We start from the raw sequence: 18,411 nt of genomic DNA on the forward strand, positions 1-18,411 counted from the left end.
ACTTTGAGATAGTTGGATCGGACGCGGTCGGATCGCGGACCGCAGCGGGCCGGTCGACGGCAGCAGACAAGCGAACGGCGGACGGAGGACCCATGGAGACGAAGTTCACGACGAGGTCGCAGGAAGCGATCGGCGACGCCCTGCAATCGGCGTCCGCCGCGGGCAATCCCCAGCTCGAACCGGTCCACCTGCTCGCGGCGCTCCTGGCGCAGCGGGGCGGCGTCGCCGTCGGCCTGCTCGAAGCCGTCGGGGCGGACACGGCCGCCGTCGGGCAGCGGGTGCGCGCCGCCCTCGTCGCACTGCCGCAGGTGAGCGGCGAGAGCACGGCCCAGCCGGGCGCGAGCCGCGCCATGGGAGGCGTCCTCGACCTCGCCGGCAAGGAGGCCCAGGCGCTCGGCGACGAATACGTCTCCACCGAGCACCTGCTCATCGGCGTCGCCGCCGGCCGCTCGCCGGCCGCGCAGATCCTGTCCGACGCCGGAGCGGGCGCGGACGCCCTGCGTGCCGCACTGCCCGCCGTCCGCGGCTCCGGCCGCGTCACCAGCCCCAACCCCGAGGGCACCTACAAGGCGCTGGAGCAGTACGGCACCGACCTCACCCAGCGCGCCCGTGACGGCGCCCTCGACCCGGTGATCGGCCGCGACTCCGAGATCCGGCGCGTCGTGCAGGTCCTCAGCCGCCGCACCAAGAACAACCCCGTGCTGATCGGTGAGCCCGGCGTCGGCAAGACCGCCGTCGTCGAAGGACTGGCGCAGCGCGTCGTCGACGGCGACGTGCCCGAATCCCTCAAGGGCAAGCGCATCGTCGCCCTGGACCTCGCCGGCATGGTCGCCGGCGCGAAGTACCGCGGCGAGTTCGAGGAACGGCTCAAGGCCGTCCTCGAGGAGATCACCGCGTCCGACGGCGAGGTCGTGACCTTCATCGACGAGCTGCACACGGTCGTCGGCGCCGGAGCGGGCGGCGAGGGCGCCTTGGACGCGAGCAACATGCTCAAGCCCATGCTCGCCCGCGGCGAGCTCCGGATGGTCGGAGCCACCACCCTCGACGAGTACCGCGAGCACGTCGAGAAGGACCCTGCCCTGGAGCGGCGGTTCCAGCAGGTGTTCGTCGGCGAGCCGTCGGTCGAGGACACCGTCGCGATCCTGCGTGGCCTCAAGGAACGCTACGAGGCGCACCACAAGGTGACCATCGCCGACAGCGCGCTCGTGGCCGCCGCGGCGCTCTCCGACCGGTACATCACCGGCCGCCAGCTCCCCGACAAGGCGATCGACCTGGTCGACGAGGCCGCCTCGCGGCTGCGCATGGAGCTCGACTCCTCGCCCGTCGAGATCGACGAGCTGCAGCGCGCCGTGACCCGGCTCGAGATGGAGGAGGTCGTGCTGTCGGAGTCCGAGGACGCCGCCTCCCGCGAACGCCTCGACAAGCTGCGCGCCGACCTCGCCGACAAGCGCGAGGCGCTCGCGTCCCTCACCGCGCGCTGGGAGGCGGAGAAATCGGGCCGGAACCTCGTCGGTGACCTGCGGGCCCGGCTGGACCAGCTGCGCACCGACGCGGATCGCGCCGAGCGCGAGGGCCGCTACGAGGACGCCGGCCGCCTGCGGTTCGGCGAGATGCCGGTCGTCGAGCGGCAGATCGCGGAGGCCGAGGCCGCCGAGGAGTCGGAGGGCGCCGAGGAGGCCGCCCACGCCGAGGCGCCGCTCGTCGCGGACAAGGTGTCCGCGGACGAGATCGCCGAGGTGGTCTCCGCGTGGACGGGCATCCCCGCCGGCCGCCTCCTCCAGGGCGAACAGGAGAAGCTGCTGCACATGGAGGAGGTGCTCGGGAGGCGTCTGATCGGCCAGCGGTCGGCGGTCGCCGCGGTCTCCGACGCCGTCCGCCGCTCCCGGGCGGGCGTCGCCGATCCGGACCGGCCCACCGGCTCGTTCCTCTTCCTCGGGCCGACCGGCGTGGGCAAGACCGAGCTCGCCAAGTCGCTCGCGGACTTCCTGTTCGACGACGAGCGCGCCATGGTGCGCATCGACATGTCGGAGTACGGCGAGAAGCACTCGGTCGCGCGGCTCGTCGGTGCGCCCCCGGGGTACGTCGGGTACGAGGAAGGCGGTCAGCTCACCGAGGCGGTCCGGCGTCGTCCCTACTCCGTCGTGCTCCTGGACGAGGTGGAGAAGGCCCACCCCGAGGTCTTCGACATCCTGCTCCAGGTGCTCGACGACGGGCGCCTCACCGACGGCCAGGGCCGCACCGTGGACTTCCGGTCGGCGATCCTGGTGCTGACGTCGAACCTCGGCTCGCAGTTCCTCGTGGACCCGACGCTCGACGAGCCGGAGAAGCGAGACTCCGTCATGACGGCGGTCCGCGCCGCGTTCAAGCCGGAGTTCCTCAACCGGCTCGACGACGTCGTGATCTTCGACGCGCTCACCCTCGACGAGCTCGGTCACATCGTGGACCTACAGGTCGAGGCACTGACGAAGCGGCTCGCCGACCGGCGGATCACGCTCGAGGTCACTGCGGCCGCCCGCGAGTGGCTGGCGCTGGAAGGCTACGACCCCGCCTACGGGGCGCGGCCGCTGCGCCGGCTGGTGCAGCGTGAGATCGGTGACCGGCTGGCCAAGCGCCTGCTGGCGGGCGAGGTCACGGACGGCGACACCGTCGCCGTCGACCGCACCGAGGGCGCGACCGGCCTCACCCTCACAACGACACCGGTCCCGGCCTGAGGCCGGTCCCTGTCGGGTGGTCGGTCCTTTGTCGGATGATCGGCCGCCCGAGCGGCCGATCATCCGACAAAGGACCGACCACCCGACAGCCAGCCGACTACGCCAGCCCCAGGTCCTTCAGGCCGATCGGGAAGTGGTACTCCAGCCCGAGCGCCTCGATCTTCTCCTTGGCACCCGTGTCGCGGTCGACGAGCGTGGCCACGCCGGCGACCTCGGCCCCCTCGGCCCGCACTGCCTCGATGGCCTCGAGCAGGGAGCCGCCGGTCGTGGTCGTGTCATCGACGACGACGACCCTGCGCCCCGCGATGCCTGGGCCCTCGACGCGCCTGCCGGTGCCGTGCGACTTGGCCTCCTTGCGGATCACGAACGCGTCGAGGTCCTGCCCACGTGACGCCGCCGCGTGCAGCAGGGCCGCGGCGATCGGGTCCGCACCCATCGTCAGGCCACCCACGGCGTCCACCTCGGCCGTGCCGAGTCCCGCCTCCTCCAGGTGGTCCAGCAGCACGTGCCCGATCAGCGGTGCGGCGCGGTGGTGCAGCGAGACCCGGCGCAGGTCGACGTAGTAGTCCGCCTCGCGGCCGGAGCTCAGCGTCACGCGACCGTGCACGACGGCGAGCTCCTTGACGAGTTCGATCAGCTGCTCGCGGGGTGTGGGGGAGAAGTCAGCGCTCACGGAGCAAGCGTACGTGGCGGTGTCGCGCCGGTGTGGTCGGTCCTTTCGTGAGTGATCGGCAGTTCCGATTGCCGATCACTCACGAAGGTGCCGACCGTGTTGCCGACCGCCCGCCGGGGCGCGCGTCAGCGGACCTTGCCCACCGCCCGGACCGCCCAGCGCGGCGCGGCCCGCAGCAGTGCCGAGGCCACCTTGTAGCGGACGGACGGCGTGGAGATCACGACGCCACGACGCACGTCCGCGAGCGCCTGCCGGACCACGGGCGGAGCGTCCAGCCAGGCCCAGCTCGGGACGGCGGTCTCGGGGATGCCGGCGCGCTCGTGGAACTCGGTGTGCGTGAAGCCGGGGCAGAGGACCGTGGCGGTGACGCCGGTGCCCTTGAGGTCGACGGCGAGGCCTTCGGTGAACGACCGTACGTAGGCCTTCGCGGCCGCGTAGGTGCCGCCGGCGGTGAGGGCGGCGACGGAGGCGACGTTGAGGATCGCGCCCCGTCCGCGCGGCACCATCTGCTGGACGGCGGCGTGGCTGAGGCGTACCAGGGCGCGGATCATGACGTCGATGCCGCGCATCTCGCTGGTCGCGCGCCCGCGGACGAAGTTGCCCGGGGTTGCGAACCCGGCGTTGTTGACCAGTAGCCCGACGGCGGGAGGGCCGCCGGCGGCGCCTGTCGCGGCCAGGCGGTCGGCGACGCGTTCCACGTCGTCGGGCACGGACAGGTCGGCCGGCAGGACCTCGACCTGTACGCCGGTGACGGTGCGGATGTTCTCCGCGACCTCGTTCAGTCGTTCCTCGTTCCGCGCCACCATTACCAGGTCGTGCTGCGCCGCGGCGAGCTGCCACGCGAACTCCAGTCCCAGCCCGGCGGACGCTCCGGTGATCAGTGCGGTACCCATGGGGCGCAGCGTAGGGGTATTGGCCGACGGCGGTCACCGGGCGCGGTCATACGTGCGGGTTCCGACAAGGCGCCGGTGGTGCCCACGGAGCCGCTCCCACCGGGTATCGATCTCGATGTCGTCACACGTGAGTAGTGTCCGGCCGAGCGCGACCGTAACTGCCGAACCTGTGCCGATGTGGCCGATCTGCTGGTGGGAGGCGGCGTCCCTATGGTGGCCGGGCGGTTCTCAGTCCGTGTGCGGCGGGGCGGCCAGGGGGTCCGGGGCCGGCTGGACCGGGCCGGAGGGCGTGTCGTAGGCGAAGCCCTCGCGCACCCAGTACTCGAAGCCGCCGAGCATCTCCCTGGCCTCGTAGCCCTGCTTGGCGAGCTCGTGGGCGGCCTTGGTCGCGCCGTTGCAGCCGGGGCCCCAGCAGTACACGACGACGGGCTTGTCGCGAGGGATGGCCCGTTCGGCGCGCAGGCGGACCTTGCCGCCCGGCAGGTGGATGGCGCCGGGAAGGTGGCCGGCGTCCCATGCGTCGGTGGTGCGGACGTCGACGAGCGTGAAGTCGGTCTGCTTGCCGGCGAGTGCGGCGTGAACGTCGGCGACGTCGGTCTCGAAGGCGAGCCGGGTACCGAAGTACGCGACGGCGGCCGTGGTGTCGTAGGTGGTGATGTCCGGGGTGATCGTCATGGCTCGATCCTCGCCGCGGGACGGCCGTGGGCGGGAGAGGCAGGAACGACCGGGATCGCTAAGATCCTGCCATGTCTGTTCCTGACGGGGGTGCCGCTGGCGTGCTTGCTCCTGATGTGGTCGGTCCTGGCGCGGCGGCTCCTGTCGTGGTCGGTCCTGTCGACGTCGCCGCTCCGTCCCGTCCGCACCGCATCGCCGCGCTGGTCACCGAGGGCATGGCGCCGTTCGAGCTGAGTTCCGTGGTCGAGGTGTTCGGGCTGCCGCGGCCGGAGATCGAGGGCCCTTGGTACGCGTTGGACGTGTGCAGCGACCGGCCGGGTACCCCGCTGCGTATGACCGGCGGATTCACCCTGTCGGCCGAGCACGGTCTCGACGTGCTCGCCGGCGCGGACACCGTGATCGTCCCCGCCGTCGTCGACCCGCGGACCGGCCCCGGGGACGACGTCGTGCAGGCGCTCCGTGCCGCGCACGCCCGCGGGGCGCGGGTGGTCTCGATCTGCTCGGGCGCGTTCGCCCTCGCGGCGGCCGGCCTGCTGGACGACCGCGAGGCGACCACCCACTGGCAGTACGCGAGCCTCCTCGCCGAGCGGTTCCCGGCGGTCTCGGTCCGCCCCGACGTGCTGTACGTGGACCACGGCGACGTCATGACGAGCGCGGGCAGTGCGGCCGGTCTCGACGTGTGCCTGCACGTGGTGCGGACCGACCACGGCCCGGCGGTCGCGAACATGGTCGCCCGCCGCCTCGTCGTTCCGCCGCACCGCGAGGGCGGCCAGGCGCAGTTCATCGAGGCGCCGGTGCTGCCCGTCGAGGAGCGGGACGACGTCGGCGATGCGCTCACCTGGGCCCTCGACCATCTGGCGGAGCCGATCACCGTGGAGGCGCTTGCTCGTCGTGCCCATATGGCCCCCCGCACGTTCGCGCGGCACTTCGTGCGCCGTACGGGCACCTCCCCGATCCGCTGGCTCGTCACTCAGCGGGTCCAGGCGAGCCTCGCGCTGCTGGAGGCCGGGGAGTCGGTGACGCGGACGGCGTCGCTGGCGGGGTTCGGCAGCCCGGTGACGTTCCGCCACCACTTCACCCGCGCGATGGGTACGAGCCCGGCCTCCTACCGGAGGGCGTTCCACGGGTAGACCCGGGACGGACGCCGGACCTGCCGGGGCCACCCGATTCACCGCGCGTGCGGCGACGCGGGGGGGCAGATAGAAGTCACCGGCCGGACCGGGTGCCGGGGCGGACGGCGTTCCGCCAGGGTGCGAGGGTGAACGCGTAGCCTGGCCGTCGTGCGGATCGCCACCTGGAACGTCAACAGCCTTCGCGCGCGGGTCGACCGCACGCTCGCCGTCCTCGAGCGCTGGGACCTCGACGTCCTGGCGATCCAGGAGACCAAGTGCCGCGCCGAGCAGTTCCCGCTCGATGCGTTCGCGGACGCCGGGTACGAGGTGGCATGCACGGGCTGGAACCAGTGGAACGGTGTCGCGATCGCCTCCCGGGTCGGGCTGGACGACGTCGCGACGTCGTTTCCCGGTCAGCCCGGGTTCCGGAAGCCGGACGTGGACGGCGGCATGCTCGACGTGGAACCTCCCGTCGAGGCCCGCGCCATCGGCGCTACCTGCGGCGGGATGCGCGTCTGGAGCCTGTACGTACCGCACGGTCGCGCGCTCGACGATCCGCACTACCAGTACAAGCTCGCCTGGCTGGAGCGGCTGCAGGATGCGGCGCGCGGCTGGGCGCACGATCCGGAGGCGCAGGTGGCACTCCTGGGCGACTGGAATGTGATTCCGCTGGACACGGACGTGTACGACGTCGCCGACTTCGCCGGGAAGACCCACGTGTCCGCGCTGGAACGCGCCGCGTTCGGCGCCTTCGCGGACGCGGGCTACACCGAGGTCACGCGCGAGCACGTACCGGCCGAGCACACCTACACCTACTGGGACTACCAGCGCCTCGCATTCCCCCGCAATCAAGGACTGCGCATCGACTTCGCCTGGACGACGGCGGCCGTGGCGGAGCGGGTGCGAGACGTGCGGATCGACCGGGAGGAACGCAAGGGCAAGGGCGCCAGCGACCATGTGCCGGTGGTCGTGGAGCTCGCCGACTGACCTGGCGACGACACGTCGCCTCGATGGGCTCCGACAGCCCTGCGGCGAGCGTGGGGAGATCTGGTGTGATGTGACGCGAGCCACCAGCGGATTCACCCGATCGTGGATGAAATCGATAGGTTGGCCCCCATGACGTCGCCCGACCAGCCCGAGGTCAACGAAGAGGTCAACGAAGAGGTCAACGAACCGGTCGAGTCGACATCGGCCGCGAAACCGGTGAGACGTGCAGAGCCTGCCGTCGTGGACCATACGGATGGGGCTGGTGTGACCGCCGCGGCTGATGGGAATGGTGGGACCGCCGCGGCCGCCGATCAGGACGGTGAAGTCGTGGCCGCCGACCGGGACCATGAGGACGACGCCGCCGACCGGAGCAGCCAGAGCGACGAGCCCGACCGGAGCGACGAGCCCGACCGGATCGGCGAGGAAGACCTGGACAGTCGTGACGGAGCGGGCGATCCGAATGCCGTGGACGAGATCGCCACCGATGGTGAGGCCGATCCCATACGGGACGCAGGCACCGACGGCGTGACCGAGCCCGGCGACGGTCAGGCTGGCGACGTCCTCCCGGCCGCTGGTGCCGCTGCTGACCCTGCGGCAGCCGAGGGCAGCGCACTCGGTGACCCCGCCGGCGACGAGGAGTCTGCCGATAATCGGGCCGATCCGACGGGCCAGGCCGCTGAGCCGGACAACCAAGGCGCTGTCGCCACAGCACACGGGGACGAGAGCGAGGCCGGAGCCGAGCAGTCCGAGGCGCAGGACGTCGGCGACGACGCCGCCCCTCCGGCGGTGCCCGCCGTGGCAGCCTCTTCGGGAGGGGAGCCGGAGCCCACGCCGACCCCCGAGCCGACGCCGGAACCGGAGCCGACTCCGACGCCGGAAACGACACCGACGCCCGAGCCGACGCCGACGCCCGAGCCGATCCCGACCCCCGAGCCGATCCCGACCCCCGAGCCGATCCCGACGCCAGAGCCGACGTCAGAGGCAGATCCGGCCACACCCGCTGACCGGCCCGCGCCGACCGCACTCAGCACCGCCCACCCGGCTCCTCCCGTCCCCCCGGCACCCACCGACGAACCGGTGTTCGCATCGCCGAGCGGACCCACGCCCGCCGTCGGGCCGACACCGCCTGCATCGACACCGCCTGCATCGACGCCACCCGCATCGACGCCACCCGCCGAGCAGGCGCCGCCACCTCCCCCAGCGCAGCAAGCCCCGCCGTCCCCGCCGCCCGCATCCGCACCGCCCGCCCAGCAGGCACCGCCGCCACCTCCCCCGCAGCAGGCCGCCCCGCACCAGCCGGCTCCCGCGCAGCACGCGCCAGTCCAGCCGTCGTTCTCGCCCACCGGTACCGGTACGCCGCCTGGGCCCGGCGCGTTCGCGCAGCAGGCGCAGTTTCCCCCGACCCGGGACCAGTCCCAGGACTACGCGTCCGAGACGTCGTACGCGGGGTGGGACCCGGCCGAGATCGCCGCCGCCCAGAAGCGCCGTCGGAGGAACCTCGGCCTGGCCGGCGCGGCGATCGTGGGCCTCGCGGTGATCGCCGTCGTCCTCACGGCGATCGGGAACGCGATGAACGACCGGGGCTGGGAGCCGATCACGGCAGACGTCGCCCAGGCCAGGGAGGTCAACTCCGTGCAGCTCGTGCTCGGATCGTGCATCGACAAGATCCCGCTGGACGGAGCGGTGAACTCGGTCCGCGCGGTCCCGTGCGACTCGCCGCACGAGGCCCAGGTGGTGGGCCGCACCGACTTCGGCGAGGATGCGACGTGGCCCGGCGACGGCGCCGCCGGACAGAAGGTCGCCCAGGTCTGCGGCGCCGAGCAGCTCAGCGCCGAGGCCCGCGAGAGCGACCAGGCGAAGCGGCTCCGCTACGTGGTCTGGGCGCCCAGCGAGTCGTCCTGGGACGACGGCGACCGGACCGGACTGTGCGTCGCGGTCAGCAACACGGCTCTCACGGAGAGCCTGCTGAGCTGATCCGGTGGGGACGCTTGTCGAGGGCCCACAGCTGGTAGCCGCGCAGGTGAACGACCTGCACTGATATTGCCGCAGGTGAGGACATGGGCCTCGCTTGACGATACATTTACGCCATGGAGCCTTTTGTCCTATTCCTGGCCGTGGCCGTGGTGCTCGCCGTCGGCATCCTGGCCACCCGGCCGTTGCGCGATCGCCGTCGCGTGAAGGACATCGCCGAGTGGGCGGACATGAACGGGTGGGAGCGCCCGGACGCCGCGTCCGACCCCGATCTGGCCGGCCGCTGGCAGGGCGGACCGTTCCTGCAGGGTGTGCCGCAGCCGGCCACGGACGTGCTGTACGGCGAGGTCTCGGGCCACCGCATGATCTCGTTCACCCACACCTGGCAGACGGGCACCCCCGAGTCCAGGTTCTCCCGGAAGCGGTACGCCCATGTCATCGTGCTCGACGAGGAGCCGTCGGAGCCGCGCCTCGAACTCACGCCCGAGGGCTGGAGGGACAAGCTGCAGAAGGCGTTCGGCGGACAGGACGTGCAGGTGGGCAATCCCGCCTTCGACGACGCCTGGCGGGTCCGCGCCTCCGACGACGGCTTCGCGCGCCGCGTGCTCGACCCGCGCTTCATGTCGATACTCATGCTGCCCGACTACCAGACGACCCGGATCCGCGTGGACGGCCCGTCGGTCATGCTCTGGACGTCGGGCCGCACCAGCGCGGAGAACCTCGGTCAGCTGTCGTCCCGGCTCGTCGAGGTCGCCCGCCTGACGATCCCGCTGGAGAAGGGGCAGCCCATCTTCGAGCAGGGCGGGGACATCGACCTCCCCGGGATGGGCTTCGAGAAGATCTGACCGCCTCGACCGCCTCGACGGCCGCGAGTCCGGTCGGCGGGACGACACGGACCGCGGGGCGGGTGTTCCGGTCCGAGTGTCAGAGGAGGCCAGTACGCTGCGTGTCGTGACTACCCAGCACGACGCATCGTCTCCTCGCCATGCCACGTCGCCCGCCGGCCGTGGGACGACGTGGTCGTCCGCCCCGTTGAACGCCGTGCGGGGCGGGCTCGTCGGCGCCGCCGAGTCGGTGCCCGGCATCTCGGGCGGCACCATTGCACTCGTCGTCGGCCTGTACGACCACCTGATCGACGCCGCGAGCCAGCTCGTCCACGCGGCCCGCGAGTTGGTGACGGGCATCGCGCGCGGTCGCGGCGCGGGTGCGGGCATGCGCGCGCTGAAGGAGGTCAACTGGGCACTCCTGCTGCCGGTGATGGTCGGCATGGTCGTGGTGCTGCTGCTGTCCCTCAAGCTGATCGCCCCGCTCCTCGAATCGAACCCCGTGCCGACGCACGCAGTCTTCTTCGGGATGATCGCGGTCAGCATCGCGGTGCCGCTGCGCATGATGCCGCGCCGGTTCGGAGCACTCGACGCCGTCCTGTTCCTCGCGGGCGCCGCCGTGGCGTTCGTGCTGACGGGCCTGCCGGAGGCCCAGGTCGGCGAGCCTGCACTCTGGTACGTGTTCATCGGCGCGGCCCTGGCGATCAACGCGCTCGTACTCCCCGGCGTCTCGGGCTCGTACCTCCTGCTGGCGATGGGCCTGTACATCCCGGTGCAGCACGCGCTCGAAACTCTCGACCTCGGATTCGTCGCGGTCTTCCTCCTGGGCGCCGTGGTGGGCCTTGCGAGCTTCGTCAAGCTGCTGCGGTGGCTGCTGCACAACCGTCGTCAGGGCACGATGGCGGTGCTCGCCGGCCTGATGCTGGGCTCGCTGCGCTCGCTCTGGCCGTGGCAGGGCGAGTCCAACGAGCTGCTCGCGCCGACGGGGTCGGTGGCCGGCCCGCTGCTGCTCGCGCTGGCCGGCGCCGGGGTCGTGCTGCTCGCGATGCTGTGGGAGTCCCGGATGGCCCGTGACGCCTGACGGTGCCGCCGTCGTCGGCGTCGGGCCGTGGCCCGGCGGCCCGGAGGCGTGGCCCACGGTGGACGACGGCGTCGGGCCGCGGCCCGATCCTCGCTACGACCCCGAGCTGCTCACCGCAGGGGACCGGCGGAACGTCGCTGACCGGTACCGGTACTGGACCGTCGAGGCGATCGTCGCGGACATGGACGCCCGCCGCCCGGCGGACCGGCAGCTGCACGTCGCGATCGAGAACTGGTCGCACGACCTGAACATCGGGTCGGTGGTGCGCACCGCCAACGCGTTCAACGCCGCGGGGGTGCACGTGGTGGGCCGACGGCGATGGAACCGCCGGGGAGCGATGGTCACCGACCGCTACCTGCACGTCCATCACCATCCCGACGCGGCCGCGCTGGCGGCGTGGGCCGCGGGACAGGCCACCGCCGACCACGGTCGTCTCCCCGTCGTCGGGATCGACAACATCCCGGGCTCCGTCCCGATCGAGGGCCACGTTCTCCCACCGCGCTGCGTCCTGCTGTTCGGGCAGGAGTCCACAGGGCTGACGCCCGAGGCGCAGGCGGTGTGCGACGTCGTCCTGCACATCACGCAGCACGGCTCGACCCGCTCCGTCAACGCCGGTGCCGCGGCGGCGATCGCCATGCACAGCTGGGCCGCCCAGCACCTGTGACCCGGACGGTGGCCGGGAACCGCAAACCGCGACCGGGGTTCTTGTTGTGGACGGCCACGCCGCGGGGCCTTGGCGTGCATAAGATCGTGGGTGCATACCCGGGCGGACCTGGAAGCGACGGCCGCCCACACCACGAGTTACTTGGAGCTGGAGCAGATGCCCATCGCAACCCCCGAGGTATACGGCGAGATGATCGACCGCGCCAAGGCCGGTAAGTTCGCCTACCCCGCGGTCAACATCACGTCGTCGCAGACCATCACCGCCGCCCTCCGCGGCTTCGCCGAGGCCGAGTCGGACGGCATCATCCAGGTGTCGGTCGGCGGCAGCGAGTACGGCTCGGGCGCCACGGTCAAGGACCGCATCGCCGGTTCGCTGGCTCTCGCCGCCTACGCCACCGAGGTCGCGAAGAACTACCCGGTGAACATCGCGATCCACACCGACCACTGTGTCAAGGAGAACCTCGAGTCCTGGGTGAAGCCGCTGCTCGCGATCGAGGCGGAGCAGGTCAAGAACGGCCAGAACCCGACGTTCCAGTCGCACATGTACGACGGCTCGACCGTCCCGCTGGACGAGAACCTCGTCATCTCCGCCGAGCTCCTCGAGCTCTCGCAGGCCGCGCGGACGATCCTGGAGATCGAGGTCGGCGTCGTCGGTGGCGAGGAGGACGGTCACGAGGCCGAGATCAACGAGAAGCTGTACACCACGCCCGAGGACGGCCTGGCCACGGTCAAGGCGCTCGGCGCGGGCGAGAAGGGCCGCTACCTGACGGCGCTGACCTTCGGCAACGTGCACGGCGTCTACAAGCCGGGCGCGGTGAAGCTGCGCCCGTCGATCCTGGCCGACATCCAGAAGGCCGTCGGTGCCGAGATCGGCAAGGAGAGCCCGTTCGACCTGGTCTTCCACGGCGGCTCCGGTTCGACCGAGGCGGAGATCGCCGAGGCCGTCGACAACGGCGTCATCAAGATGAACATCGACACGGACACGCAGTACGCGTTCAGCCGTCCGGTCGCCGACCACTTCTTCAAGAACTACGACGGCGTCCTGAAGATCGACGGCGAGGTCGGCAACAAGAAGGCCTACGACCCGCGCGCGTGGGGCAAGCTCGCCGAGGCCGGCATGGCGGCCCGCATCATCGAGGCGTGCCAGCAGCTCCGGAGCGCCGGCACCAAGATGTGAACCGGACCGTGCCGAGGTGGCAGGCTCCACGGGTGCCGCCACCTCGGCACGTCGCGGCCTCGGTCACGAGCCCCTTCCGCGACCTACTTCGCCTGGTCGCGGAGCTTGGCCCAGACGAGCTTTCCCGTGCCCGACGGGCGCCAGCCCCACTCGGCCAGACGATCCACGATCTGCATGCCGAACCCGCCCAGCCGGTTCGGGTGCCCGTCCGTCGCGACCGGGGGCGCCGGGTTGGAGTCCTCGACCTCGATCCGCAGCCCTTCGCCCGTGTCGTAGAGCCGTAGGGCGATGTGTCCCCAGCCGTGCAGCACGCCGTTGGCCACGAGCTCCGACACCACCAGTTCGGCCTGCGCCGACTCCTCGATGCCCCACGCCTGGCAGGTGCGCAGCACCGCGTGCCGCGCCCGTCCGATCGACGACGGCTCGCTCGGCAGCATCCACCGCCGCCACCGCGGCGACAGCGTGGGCTGGGTACGGTCGCCCTCGGGGTCGGGAACCCGCACGACGACGATCGCGACGTCGTCCTCCGGCTTGTCGGCCAGCCGCGCCAGCAGTTCCTCGCCGACGCCGGCCGCGTCCTTCGCCTGGATCGCCGCGGCGGTCTCCAGCAAGGCCTCCAGCCCGAGACGCAGCGGACGGTCGCGCCGCTCGATCAGGCCGTCGGTGTAGAAGAGCAAGGTGTCACCCGGGCGCAGGTCGTGCGTACCGGTGGTGCGCTCGCGTGAGCCGAACCCGACCAGCGCGCCACCGCCCTCGTCCAGGGTGATGACCTCACCGGCGCGCAGCAGCAGGGGCGGCAGATGCCCCGCCCGGGAGTACTCGATCGCCTCGCACTCGGAGCCCTTCCTGCGCAGCGCCGCGTACACCATGCTCGCCGAGCGGGGGATGCCCATCCCCGCGACGAGCTGGTCGACCTTCTCCAGCACCTGACCGGGGGAGAACAGCTCGAACGCGTAGGAACGCACCACCGAGCGCAGCTGGCCCATGGTGGCGGCGGCCTCGACGTCATGCCCGACGACGTCCCCGATGACGAGGCCCACCACCTCCTCCGAGATCTGCAGGATGTCGTACCAGTCGCCGCCCACCTGGGCGTGCTCCGCGTTGGGCGCGTAGTAGGTCCACACGTCGAGGCCCGGGACATCGGCCTGCTCCGGCAGCATCGCGCGCTGCAGGGTCTCCGCGAGGCGGTGCTCACGGGCGTAGAGGCGCGCGTTGTCGATGGCGTTCCCGGCCCGGCGCGCGACCACCTCGAGCACGCCCCGGACCTCCTCGGACTCGTCCGTGCCCGCGTAGAACAGGACCTCGTCCTCGCCCACGTCGGCCAGCCAGACCACCAGCAGGCCCAGCGTGCTCTTCCGCCCGGCCACGGGATGGACGACGACGCTGCGGGGCACCCCGCCCATCTCGTCCGTGAGGCGCCGGTTCAGCTCTCGTTGCAGCCAGCCGGACGCGGAGTACTGCGCGTGCGGGATGTCGAGGTGCAGGGTGACCGGTTCGTCGCCCTTGCCGTCGAGGAGGTCCTGGACGTTGTCGACCACCTCGAGGAGCCGGCCCGGGGCGACGGTCGTCGCGTCGCTCGCGGCGGTGGGGTCGCCGAGCTGGTCCTGGACGCCGCGATGCGGGCCGCTGCGCGGCTGGTCGTCCCCGGCGACGTACCGCGCGTGCCGGCGTCCGCGGCCCGACGGCGGGTTGGCGACGTCGATGCCCTCGGCGGGCTTGAGGCCGTCGTCGTTCACGTAGAAACCCGCCCACCTCACGACGTGACCGAGCAGCTCGGCGATGTCGCGCAGCACGTACGGGTACTCGAGGTCCGCCAGCAGCTCGGTGGTCTGCGCGATGAGGTCGCTGTCCTCACGCTGCCGGTTCTCCATGGTGAGGCTGGCGAGCTGGGCCGCCTGGCGCTCCATGTGTTCCGAGACGTCGACGCTGATCCCGATCCAGTGCGTCACCCGGCCGTGGTGGGCCGCGCGGGCGGGTGTCAGGGTGAGCTGGACCCAGCCCGAGACCCCGCCGCGCAGCGCGGAGCGGGCCATCGTCTGCACCTCTTCACCCGCGGCCAGATGGTCCCGCAGCCTGCTGAAGTCGTCGGAGTCGCCGAGCTTGTCGCCCAGCACGGCCAGCTTGCGCCCGGCGAGATCGGTGAACCTCACGTCCGCGTACTTCTCGAACGCCTCGTTGGCCCACAGCAGCGGCAGCCCGTCCTCGAAGGAACCGGTGAGGAACACCGGGACGCCGATGCTCGTGGCGCCGCGCAGCACGAGATCGCCGACGGACGGCGGCATCGGACGCCGCGCCTGCGGCGGGTCGGTACGGCGGGGTGCGGGGAGCGGCTCGGCCGGCGACACGCCGTCGCTCGCCCCCGACGAGTTCGAATCCATGGCCGACGTCATCGGGGCGGCGGGCAGCGGCGGAACACGCGGTGTGCGACCCTGACCTGGGCCGTCAGGGGGGACCGACCAGGACAAGTTGCCTATCATCCGGTCCCCCTTTCGACAATCTCTGCGTTGCCTCTGTTCCAACAGGACATTCAACCGTAGATTGGGACAGTCCGAGAGGTGAACTCCCGACCTCTATCATCTCAGTGACATATCAGAGCCGATGGCGGCCCCGGCCAACAGCGTGAGACCGCAGCCGATCGCCTCGGAAGGAGAACCGTGCAGGACGACCGGAACGACTTGACCCGCGAGCCGCAGGCCGCGGACTCGCGCGACCAGGCTGCCACGCCCGAGCCGCAGCAGGACGCGCCCACCTATCCCGACCTGGGTGAACCGGCAAGCGTCCACGTTCTCACGGTCAACCAGCGGTCCCGGCTCGTGCTCGCCGGGGAGATCGACGCGAAGATCGCGGGTGACCTGCAGAACGCCATCAGCGAGGCCGAGGGGTCCCGGCTCCCGGTCGAGATCGACGCGCACCACGTGACCTTCATGGACTCGTCCGGCGTCGCGTTCCTGGCCCGGCTTGCCAGCCGGAGCCCGCACAAGGTCCGGGTGCTCCGGGCACCGCCGACGGTGCGCTTCCTGCTTGAGGTCACGCGCATCGGTGACCTGCTCGAGATCGTGGACGAGGACCTGGCCACGAACTGACTGTGTTTTCCCGAGCCGCCGGGCTCCGTCGTCCTCGGCTCCTGCGTCGCCTGCGGGCGCCGTCGCGACGCTTCGCATCCGGCGGCCGGGGACCGGTTGCGTGCGCGGGGTCCGTCGGGTTTCCCGAGCCGCCGGGCTCAGCCGCGCAGCCTGCTACATCGCGCGGCGGTCCGCCCTGTCGGCCGCGATCATCCGGGGCGTGACCACATGGAACCCGGTCGCCGGCGTCGCCGGCTCGCAGCGGTGCTCGTTGTCGATCCGGAACAGGTCCATCGCACCGCACACCTCGAGCACGAAGAGGTCCCGCTCGTCGGCACCCCGGATCACGGTGGCGCCGCCGCGCTTCGCGCCGGAATCCGCCAGCGAGATGAGGAATGCCGCGCCGGTCGAATCCATGAAGGTGACCCGGCACATGTCGATCACCAGGAGTTGACGGCGTAGACCGACGACGCGAGCCGCGATGCCTGGAAACTGGTCCCGTTCCTGCAGATCGAGCTCTCCGGCGATCACGAGAGTCGTCGTCGTCGGTGACGTCGCGATCTCGATCATGCTCACGAGAGTAACCACAGATCGACGATCCCACCGGTTGAGTGGAAGGATTCGCCCGGATCGGGCCCTTCCGGGAAATGTGGAACACGACAGAGGCCAGCAGGGGAGAATGTCCACATGAGCCACGACAACCTGCTCGCGGGCCCCGCCCCGGTCGAGCTTCCCGATGACTTCCCCGACGTCCGCACCCGCCTCGCCGCCGGGGACGACCCGGCAGCCGTGGCGGCGGGAAACCCGGCGTCCTCCCTGGCCTGGGCGGTGCTCGCGGAACGCGTCCTCGCGGGCGACAGTGCGGGCAACGGTGCGGGCAACACCCCCGGCGCTTCGGGCAACACTCTCGCCGCGCCCGTCGAGGCGTACGCCTACGCGCGCACCGGCTACCACCGCGGCCTCGACGCGCTGCGCCGGGCCGGGTGGCGTGGGCAGGGCCCGATCCCTGCCGCGCACCTACCCAACCAGGGCTTCCTGCGGGCGATGCTTGCCCTGTCCGACGCGGCCGGGCTGATCGGTGAGACGGAGGAGCGCGACCGCTGCCGCACGTTCCTCGCCGACTCGGGCACCTCCGTCGACGAGGTGCGAGCGCTGGCCGGCACCAGCAGCTGACGGCCCCGGGTCCCGCTCCGCGCACGCTCTTCGTCGATGTCGGCGGTCGCGGGTAAACTCGCCGTCGCTCAACAAACTCCCGAGAAGGTGGGAAATCCATGCCAGGCGTGGTGCTCGTCGGTGCCCAGTGGGGCGATGAGGGCAAGGGGAAGGCAACCGATCTTCTGGGTTCGCGTGTCGACCATGTCGTGAAGTTCAACGGCGGGAACAACGCCGGTCACACCGTCGTCGTCGGCGACGAGAAGTACGCGTTGCACCTGCTCCCGTCCGGCATCCTGTCGCCGGGGGTCACGCCCGTGATCGCGAACGGCGTCGTGGTGGACATCGACGTCCTGTTCGAGGAGCTCGACGCGCTGGAGGCGCGCGGCGTGGACGTCTCGCGGCTGCTGGTCTCCGGCAGCGCCCACGTCATCGCGCCGTACCACCGCACCATCGACAAGGTGACGGAGCGGTTCCTGGGCAAGCGACGGATCGGGACCACGGGCCGTGGCATCGGTCCCGCCTACGCGGACAAGATCAGCCGCGTGGGCCTGCGGATGTGGGACCTGTTCGACGAGAAGATCCTGCGCGCCAAGATCGAGGGCGCCCTCGACCAGAAGAACCACCTGCTCGTGAAGGTCTACAACCGTCGCGCCGTGGACGTGGACGAGACGGTCGAGGAACTGCTGAAGCACGCCGAACGGCTCCGCCCGATGGTCACGGACACGTCGGTGGAACTGAACCGCGCGCTGGACGAGGGCAGGAACGTCCTGTTCGAGGCCGGCCAGGCCACCATGCTCGACATCGACCACGGCACCTACCCGTTCGTCACGAGCAGCAATGCGACGGCGGGCGGGGCGGTCACCGGCTCGGGCGTCGGCCCCACGCGGATCGACTCGGTGATCGGCGTCATCAAGGCCTACACCACGCGCGTCGGCGAGGGGCCGTTCCCCACGGAGCTCTTCGACGACAAGGGCGCGTTCCTCGCCAAGACCGGCCACGAGTACGGCACCACGACGGGCCGCCCGCGCCGCTGCGGCTGGTACGACGCCGTCATCGCCCGCTACGCCACGCGCGTCAACGGCCTCACCGACCTCGTGCTGACCAAGCTCGACGTGCTGACCGGCCTCGAGAAGGTCCCGGTCTGCGTGGCGTACGACGTCGACGGCGTCCGCCACGACGAGATGCCCACCGACCAGACGGCGTTCCACCACGCGAAACCGATCTACGAGGAGTTCGACGGCTGGTGGGAGGACATCTCCGGCGCCCGCACGCTGGAGGACCTCCCGCCGAACGCGCGCGCCTACGTGGACGCGCTGGAGCAGATGTCGGGCACGCGGATCTCGGCGATCGGCGTCGGCCCGGCGCGCGACGCGATCATCCCCATCCACGACCTGATCCACGCGCGCGCTCACTGAGTCCCGTACCTA

The 18,411-nt window shown here is 71.4% G+C and carries 16 protein-coding genes; 11 read left to right on the plus strand and 5 right to left on the minus strand.

Annotation, left to right across the window (positions count from 1 at the left end; translation table 11 throughout):
- The first annotated feature begins 92 nt into the window (after positions 1-92).
- The gene (clpB, locus tag ACYVK5_RS02030) at positions 93-2,711 is read left to right on the plus strand and encodes an ATP-dependent chaperone ClpB (protein ID WP_460701617.1); all 2,619 of its coding nucleotides are present in this window, start codon (positions 93-95) and stop codon (positions 2,709-2,711) included.
- Between the two features lie 97 nt (positions 2,712-2,808).
- Here the strand turns inward: clpB and pyrE are convergent, their stop codons facing one another.
- From pyrE to ACYVK5_RS02045, 3 genes are all read right to left on the minus strand, one after another.
- Entirely contained in the window at positions 2,809-3,384 is a 576-nt protein-coding gene (gene pyrE / locus ACYVK5_RS02035; protein WP_460701618.1) for an orotate phosphoribosyltransferase, read from the minus strand.
- Positions 3,385-3,509: 125 nt separating this feature from the next.
- Complete coding sequence (locus ACYVK5_RS02040) at positions 3,510-4,277, minus strand: SDR family NAD(P)-dependent oxidoreductase (RefSeq protein WP_460701619.1); 768 nt, start codon at positions 4,275-4,277, stop codon at positions 3,510-3,512.
- A 228-nt stretch (positions 4,278-4,505) separates the two neighbouring features.
- A complete protein-coding gene (locus tag ACYVK5_RS02045; RefSeq protein ID WP_460701620.1) occupies positions 4,506-4,952 on the minus strand; it encodes a rhodanese-like domain-containing protein in 447 nt (148 codons plus the stop codon).
- A gap of 71 nt (positions 4,953-5,023) precedes the next feature.
- On the opposite strand from ACYVK5_RS02045, the gene ACYVK5_RS02050 reads away from it, so the two are divergent.
- The 7 genes from ACYVK5_RS02050 to fbaA all read left to right on the plus strand — a co-directional run bounded on the left by ACYVK5_RS02050 (position 5,024) and on the right by fbaA (position 12,767).
- On the plus strand, positions 5,024-6,082 hold the full coding sequence (locus tag ACYVK5_RS02050; protein WP_460701621.1) for a helix-turn-helix domain-containing protein: 1,059 nt from the start codon (positions 5,024-5,026) through the stop codon (positions 6,080-6,082).
- Between the two features lie 150 nt (positions 6,083-6,232).
- A complete protein-coding gene (locus ACYVK5_RS02055) occupies positions 6,233-7,051 on the plus strand; it encodes an exodeoxyribonuclease III (RefSeq protein ID WP_460701622.1) in 819 nt (272 codons plus the stop codon).
- A 129-nt stretch (positions 7,052-7,180) separates the two neighbouring features.
- Complete coding sequence (locus ACYVK5_RS02060) at positions 7,181-9,025, plus strand: septum formation family protein (RefSeq protein ID WP_460701623.1); 1,845 nt, start codon at positions 7,181-7,183, stop codon at positions 9,023-9,025.
- Between the two features lie 113 nt (positions 9,026-9,138).
- Positions 9,139-9,867 (plus strand): hypothetical protein, encoded by a 729-nt coding sequence (locus tag ACYVK5_RS02065; protein ID WP_460701624.1) that lies wholly within the window; start codon positions 9,139-9,141, stop codon positions 9,865-9,867.
- Positions 9,868-9,973: 106 nt separating this feature from the next.
- Entirely contained in the window at positions 9,974-10,927 is a 954-nt protein-coding gene (locus ACYVK5_RS02070; RefSeq protein ID WP_460701625.1) for a DUF368 domain-containing protein, read from the plus strand.
- Complete coding sequence (locus ACYVK5_RS02075; protein ID WP_460701626.1) at positions 10,917-11,591, plus strand: TrmH family RNA methyltransferase; 675 nt, start codon at positions 10,917-10,919, stop codon at positions 11,589-11,591. The genes ACYVK5_RS02070 and ACYVK5_RS02075 overlap by 11 nt, the downstream gene beginning before the upstream one ends.
- 156 nt (positions 11,592-11,747) lie before the next feature.
- Positions 11,748-12,767, plus strand: a complete 1,020-nt coding sequence (fbaA, locus tag ACYVK5_RS02080; protein ID WP_460701627.1) for a class II fructose-bisphosphate aldolase — start codon at positions 11,748-11,750, stop codon at positions 12,765-12,767.
- An 83-nt stretch (positions 12,768-12,850) separates the two neighbouring features.
- Here the strand turns inward: fbaA and ACYVK5_RS02085 are convergent, their stop codons facing one another.
- On the minus strand, positions 12,851-15,145 hold the full coding sequence (locus tag ACYVK5_RS02085) for a SpoIIE family protein phosphatase (protein ID WP_460701628.1): 2,295 nt from the start codon (positions 15,143-15,145) through the stop codon (positions 12,851-12,853).
- 276 nt (positions 15,146-15,421) lie between these two features.
- On the opposite strand from ACYVK5_RS02085, the gene ACYVK5_RS02090 reads away from it, so the two are divergent.
- Positions 15,422-15,850, plus strand: a complete 429-nt coding sequence (locus ACYVK5_RS02090; protein ID WP_460701629.1) for an STAS domain-containing protein — start codon at positions 15,422-15,424, stop codon at positions 15,848-15,850.
- A gap of 153 nt (positions 15,851-16,003) precedes the next feature.
- On the opposite strand, the gene ACYVK5_RS02095 is transcribed toward ACYVK5_RS02090, so the two are convergent.
- Positions 16,004-16,399 carry an STAS domain-containing protein gene (locus tag ACYVK5_RS02095; protein WP_192860991.1) on the minus strand — a complete coding sequence of 132 codons (396 nt, stop codon included), beginning with the start codon at positions 16,397-16,399 and terminating at the stop codon, positions 16,004-16,006.
- Between the two features lie 117 nt (positions 16,400-16,516).
- Between ACYVK5_RS02095 and ACYVK5_RS02100 the strand changes: the two genes are divergently transcribed.
- Both ACYVK5_RS02100 and ACYVK5_RS02105 read left to right on the plus strand, forming a co-directional pair.
- The gene (locus ACYVK5_RS02100) at positions 16,517-17,002 is read left to right on the plus strand and encodes a DUF3151 domain-containing protein (RefSeq protein ID WP_460701630.1); all 486 of its coding nucleotides are present in this window, start codon (positions 16,517-16,519) and stop codon (positions 17,000-17,002) included.
- A gap of 98 nt (positions 17,003-17,100) precedes the next feature.
- Entirely contained in the window at positions 17,101-18,399 is a 1,299-nt protein-coding gene (locus tag ACYVK5_RS02105; RefSeq protein WP_460701631.1) for an adenylosuccinate synthase, read from the plus strand.
- The last annotated feature ends 12 nt before the right edge of the window (positions 18,400-18,411 follow it).

Source organism: Myceligenerans halotolerans (assembly GCF_054782975.1).